This window comes from Microcystis sp. M53602_WE12, assembly GCF_030065455.1.
Taxonomy (GTDB): domain Bacteria; phylum Cyanobacteriota; class Cyanobacteriia; order Cyanobacteriales; family Microcystaceae; genus Microcystis; species Microcystis aeruginosa.
The window spans coordinates 1-5,897 of sequence record NZ_JASJFB010000727.1; the positions used below are offsets into that span (position 1 = coordinate 1).

At 45.3% G+C, this 5,897-nt stretch carries 4 protein-coding genes; all 4 read left to right on the forward strand.

Features of this window, described 5'->3' with window-relative positions:
- The coding region (locus tag PX482_RS22505; RefSeq protein ID WP_288123036.1) for a DUF4351 domain-containing protein at nucleotides 1–715 on the forward strand (715 nt) is incomplete at its 5' end.
- Nucleotides 716–1,221: 506 nt separating this feature from the next.
- Nucleotides 1,222–3,300, forward strand: a complete 2,079-nt coding sequence (glgX, locus tag PX482_RS22510) for a glycogen debranching protein GlgX (protein WP_288123037.1) — start codon at nucleotides 1,222–1,224, stop codon at nucleotides 3,298–3,300.
- Between the two features lie 115 nt (nucleotides 3,301–3,415).
- On the forward strand, nucleotides 3,416–4,177 hold the full coding sequence (locus PX482_RS22515; RefSeq protein ID WP_002757332.1) for a DUF3887 domain-containing protein: 762 nt from the start codon (nucleotides 3,416–3,418) through the stop codon (nucleotides 4,175–4,177).
- A gap of 46 nt (nucleotides 4,178–4,223) precedes the next feature.
- Entirely contained in the window at nucleotides 4,224–5,522 is a 1,299-nt protein-coding gene (eno, locus tag PX482_RS22520) for a phosphopyruvate hydratase (protein ID WP_147069427.1), read from the forward strand.
- Nucleotides 5,523–5,897: the final 375 nt, after the last annotated feature.

Here is a 5,897-nt window from a genome sequence, read left to right on the forward strand (position 1 = left end):
CAATCCTGTCACGATTGAGGGAATTCTCGCTTGTTTATCTAAACTGTTGACTGTGCGGGAACAATTACAAAGAGAAGCTCACCGTCATCAACAACCCTTATTAGCAGAAAATATTCCTAGACTATGGATACTAACTCCTACTGCCAGTCAGAGGATTATAACTGCTTTTTCAGGTCAATTAAACCCAGATTGGGGAGAAGGAATTTATTTTTTACCTCCAGCATTAAATACATCCCTTATTGTCCTGCATCAATTACCTGAAACCCCTGAAACCCTTTGGTTAAGATTATTAGGCAGAGGAGGAACTAGAACCAGAGCGATTGATGAATTAGAGGCCTTGTCTCCTCATCATCCCTTTAAATCAGCTTCCTTAAAATTATTATACAATTTGAGTAGAAACTTGCAAGCCTTACCCAAAAGAACCCAGGAGGAGAGGAAATTTATTATGCGTTTAGCCCCTTTATACGAACAAGATAGAGAAGCAGCGATTCAAAAGGGTAGAATCGAAGGGATTCAACAAGGAGAAGCTATCGGACTTCAAAAAGAAGCATCCAAGTTAGTGCTACGTCAACTAAAGCGACGTTTTGGTGAACTTCCCCCGCATATCACTGAAACTATCCAAAAACTCTCAGTAGAAAAATTAGAAGACTTAGGAGAAGCATTGCTAGACTTTGAGACTCAAGCTGACTTAATCAATTGGCTTAATCAAGCCTAAAATCTTCGGGAAAGGCCATTTAAAACTCCTCTAATTGTTTTCTTTATCTATCGGGAAATTGAGAGCTTTATTGAATAGGGCAAGGTCTTGGAAATTAATCACGCCATCTCCATTAAAATCTGGCGTTGCTGATTTGAGTTCTGAACATTCTTTTGTGATATTTTTAAAACCTAGACCAAAACTAATACTAAATCCGTTGAGTATAGGCTACATATCAGGAGAGGCAATAGGCAACAGGCAAGAGGCAAAAGGGTAAATAAATAAGTGGGTGGGTGGAATTAAATATAAGATGAACGTAGGTTGGGTTGAAGCATGAAACCCAACGCCCGATTATGTTACGCTACCGCTAACCCATCCTACAAATAATTGTGCCTCCCTACTTAATCAGTTTTTAATAACCGGATTTGGTATAACTTTTGGATAGGACACACATTTGGCATTCATAGCTTGATTCAGCAACGCCGAATAATCTTATACTACTCCTAATCACTTCTTATCTCTTGACAATGACCTTAAAAACCGATCACGGTAAAAGCCATCCCGTCGGTGCGACTGTCTTGGCCGATGGTGTCAACTTCTCACTATTTTCTAAGTATGCCACTGCCATAGAATTATTATTATTTGATGATGCCAATTCCCCGCAACCTAGTCAAATTATTCGTCTGAATCCCCAAGAAAATCGCACTTTTTTCTATTGGCATATTTTCGTTCACGGCATTGGAGTCGGTCAAGTGTATGCTTATCGAGTCTATGGTCCGGATAATCCGGCCCAGGGTCATCGCTTCGATCCTGATAAAGTAGTTCTCGATCCCTATGCGAAAGCGATTGTCGGTGCGGAAATTTATGATCGACAAGCTGCCAGCGAAAAAGGCGATAATTGTCATCGAGCTTTGCGGGGTCTGGTAGTGGATCCAGGCCGCTACGATTGGGAAGATGACGCACCGCTACGCACTCCCTACTCTGCCAGTTTTATCTACGAAATGCACGTCGGTGGCTTTACTCGTAACCCGAATTCCGGCGTTAGCGAGGAAAAAAGAGGTACTTTTGCGGGATTAATCGAAAAAATACCCTATTTGACCAACCTAGGCATTACTGCCGTGGAATTGTTACCGATTCATTACTTTGATCCCGCTGCCGCTATGCCGGGGTTAACTAACTATTGGGGTTATAGCACGATCGGCTTTTTTGCGCCCCATGCCGGTTACAGTAGCGATCGCTCACCCCTCGGTCCTTTGAATGAATTTCGCGATCTGGTGAAAGCTTTACACAAAGCGGGGATCGAAGTGATTCTCGATGTGGTTTTCAATCATACCGCCGAGGGGGACGAAATCGGGCCGACTCTTTCCTTGAAAGGTATCGATAATCGCACCTACTACATCCTCGATGCGGTCGATAAAAGCCTCTATAGCAACTATACTGGCTGTGGTAACACCCTCAAGGGCAGTCATCCCATTGTTGGCAAAATGATTCTCGATTGTTTGCGCTATTGGGTGTCGGAAATGCACGTCGATGGTTTTCGCTTTGACCTGGCGGCCGTATTATCGCGCAATGTGGACGGGGAACCGATTCTGCAAAAAGGTTATAACATGATCTGGGCGATCGAATCGGATCCAGTCTTAGCCGGGACAAAATTAATCGCTGAAGCCTGGGATGCGGCAGGATTGTATAGTGTCGGTCAATTTGTTGAATTTGCCGATTGGTTTTCCGAGTGGAATGGGCCTTTTCGCGATGATGTGCGCGCTTTTGTCCGGGGAGATACCGGCATAGTCAGCAAATTAGCGGCGCGGATTTTAGGAAGCCCCGACATATACCACAGACCCGATACCGATGTCAATAGAAGTATAAATTTTGTTACCTGTCACGACGGCTTTACCCTTAACGATCTAGTTTCCTACGACGAGAAACACAACGAGGCTAACGGCGAGGAGAATCGGGACGGTTGCAACGATAATTTTAGCTGGAATTGTGGGGTAGAAGGGGAAACCAATAACGAGGCGATTAAAACCCTGCGACTGCAACAAATAAAAAATCTCTTAACGATCCTGTTTATTTCCCAAGGAACACCTATGCTGTTGATGGGGGACGAAGTGCGACGCACCCAAAAGGGCAACAATAACGCCTATTGTCAGGATAACCAGTTAAGTTGGTTCGATTGGAGTGCGGTAGAGCAAGAGTTCGATCTTTGGTGTTTCGTAAGGAGACTGATCGATTTTAATAAAAAATTAGCTCTTTTCCGTCAGGAAAAATTGCTAGAAGTCACCTATACCAGTCTTGAACCCCATCTCAGTTGGCATGGCGTACAGTTGAGTAAACCCGATTGGTCGGAAGATTCCCACAGTTTAGCTTTTTCCCTGCGTCATCCCAAGGCGAACGAGTATTTACACATTATGCTGAACGCTTACTGGGAATCTCTCAACTTCCAGTTACCCCCCTTGGGACAAGGGGAAAAATGGCATCGCGTCATCGATACTGCTTGGCAATTGTCCGAGGCAGCCTGTGATTTAGATGCCGCAGCCGCTATTGAATCGGAAACCTATCGGGTGCAAGCGCGTTCGGCGGTAGTCTTAATCGTTAAACCAGTATAACAAGAGGAGAGATATTGCCCGATCGAGCGATCTTGAATGCTTTAACTAATGAACAATGGCATCAATTCAATCGTCAAGTGGAAAAACGTTATTTATTTGCGGAGCAATAGCTGAAATGATGCGGCTTTCATTAGCGAAACGGGTATCGATTCTCTCTTTGTGTTTAATTGGTTTTTCCCTGCCTTGGACCGCGTTCAGCGTTTCACCGGTACAGGCGAACCTAGAACCAACTGCGATCGCTATTGGTGATCCCGTCCGAGAAGAAAAGCAAGCTCGGCAGTTAGTAGAATGGTTGGGAACTAAACAATACGACAAAGTTATTGCAGCTTTGTCACCCCAACTAAAACCCCTCTGGACTGCCGAAAAACTGCAAAAGGTCTGGGAAAGCCAAGTCACTGACAATACTGGACCGTTTAAGCGCATTGTCAAAAGCAAGCTACTCGATGCTATCAATGCCAATTTGGTGATTGTCACCGTTGAATTTGAGAAACTCACTGAAGATGTGGTAATTACCTTTAACCGGTCCGGTCAGATAGTTGCCGCCGATTTTCCCGAATTTCGCAGTATTTCTGAGATTGGCGATGCTTTTGTCACGTCCTTGGTCAATAAAGACTACGGCTTGGCCCGAGGTTTTTTACACCCTTTCCTGAAAGCTGAGGTTTTCCCCACCAGAGTACAAGGTGCTTGGGAGAATTTACTTAAGCGTACCGGCCCCGTGCGTCGGATCGTGGGAACTCAGGTCAGAAAAGGCTCGGATACGGACGGTGTGGATCTGGTGTTGGTGACGATTCAATTTGAAAAACTGACGGATACCTTAATCCTCGTTTTTGATGATCAAAAGCAGATTGTCAACGTGGATTTCCCTTTAGGCAATTAGTAATCAGCCGAAATTACCCCGTAAATTGAGTTGGAGACGATAAGTTATGTTAGATAAAATCGAAGTTCCCATCGAAGCGATCGCAGCTAGGGAGATTCTAGATTCCCGCGGCCGTCCCACGATCGAAGCCGAAGTGCTGTTAGAATCGGGGGCGCTCGGTTTGGCCCAGGTTCCCAGTGGCGCTTCTACGGGTAGTTTTGAGGCCCACGAATTACGCGATGATGATCCCCAGCGTTACGGTGGTAAGGGTGTCCTGAAAGCGGTTCGCAATGTCCACGAAAAAATTGTCCCGGTTTTGCAGGGGATGAATGCTTTCGACCAAGCTAGTATCGATTTAGCTATGATTGATCGCGATGGCACGGCCAATAAACGAGAATTAGGGGCTAATGCTATCCTAGCCGTCTCTCTGGCTACGGCCAAAGCGGCGGCGGCAGATCTGGGATTACCTCTCTATCGTTATCTCGCAGGTCCGATGGCCAATGTGCTACCCGTCCCAATGATGAACGTGATTAATGGTGGTTCTCACGCTGATAATAACGTCGATTTTCAGGAGTTTATGATCTTCCCCATCGGGGCCGATTCTTTTAAGGAAGGTTTGCGTTGGGGGGCGGAAGTATTCGCCGCTTTGGGTAAGGCCTTGCACGAACGCAAATTACTGACCGGTGTGGGCGATGAGGGCGGTTATGCTCCGAATTTGGCTTCAAATCAGGAAGCTTTGGATATTTTGATCGAATCGATCGAACGTGCTGGTTATAAACCGGGGTCGCAGGTGGCTTTAGCTATGGATGTGGCCGCCAGTGAATTCTATCGGGATGGTCAATACATCTACGATGGTTCTGCCCATTCTCCCGCCGAAATGGTGGATTTTTTGGCTAGTTTAGTTGATCGCTATCCGATTATTTCTATTGAAGACGGTTTACACGAGGAAGATTGGGATAACTGGAAATTATTGACCGATAAACTGGGGGCGCGGATTCAGTTGGTGGGCGATGATTTGATGGTGACTAATCCCATCCGTCTGCAAAAAGCGATCGATCTGGGTATTGCTAACTCGATCCTGATTAAACTCAATCAGATCGGTTCTTTGACGGAAACCCTACAAACGATCGCCCTGGCTACCCGTCACGGTTATCGTTCTGTCATCAGTCATCGTTCCGGAGAAACGGAAGACACCACGATCGCAGATCTGGCGGTGGCTACTAATGCCGGACAGATTAAAACTGGTTCTCTCAGTCGCAGTGAACGGGTGGCTAAGTATAATCGCTTATTACGCATCGAAGCAGAATTGGGCGATCGGGCGGTGTACGCGCCGAAAGTCGGTTTGGGTCCAAAATTCTTGGCCTAAAATTTGAAAAAAGTTTGCAGTGATCGAAAAAGGGTGTTATACTAAAGGTACTGATAACTGATAACTGGTCACTGACTATTGTGGTACTTCGCTGAAACCCTTTTCGGCGAAGTGTTTATTTTTGGCCTTTTTCTGCCCAAAGGTATGATTTTTGGATCAAAGGTGTTACACTAGGGGTACTGATAACTGATAACTGGTCACTGACTATTGTGGTACTTCGCTGGAACCTTTTTCAGCGAAGTATTTATTTAGGGTTTGCTGAATAATGGTAAAACCCTTTTAAAATAAAGCTTTTGACCTGTTAAAGTCCGATGTTCATGCTGCGAAAATAGGATTGGGACGTTCAAAAACCTTGCATTATCCTTCTTGTAGTAC

Bases quoted from the DNA above. Each gene is read 5' to 3' on its own strand.
- glgX (WP_288123037.1), top strand. From the start codon at position 1,222: ATGACCTTAAAAACCGATCACGGTAAAAGCCATCCCGTCGGTGCGACT.
- PX482_RS22515 (WP_002757332.1), top strand. From the start codon at position 3,416: ATGATGCGGCTTTCATTAGCGAAACGGGTATCGATTCTCTCTTTGTGT.
- eno (WP_147069427.1), top strand. From the start codon at position 4,224: ATGTTAGATAAAATCGAAGTTCCCATCGAAGCGATCGCAGCTAGGGAG.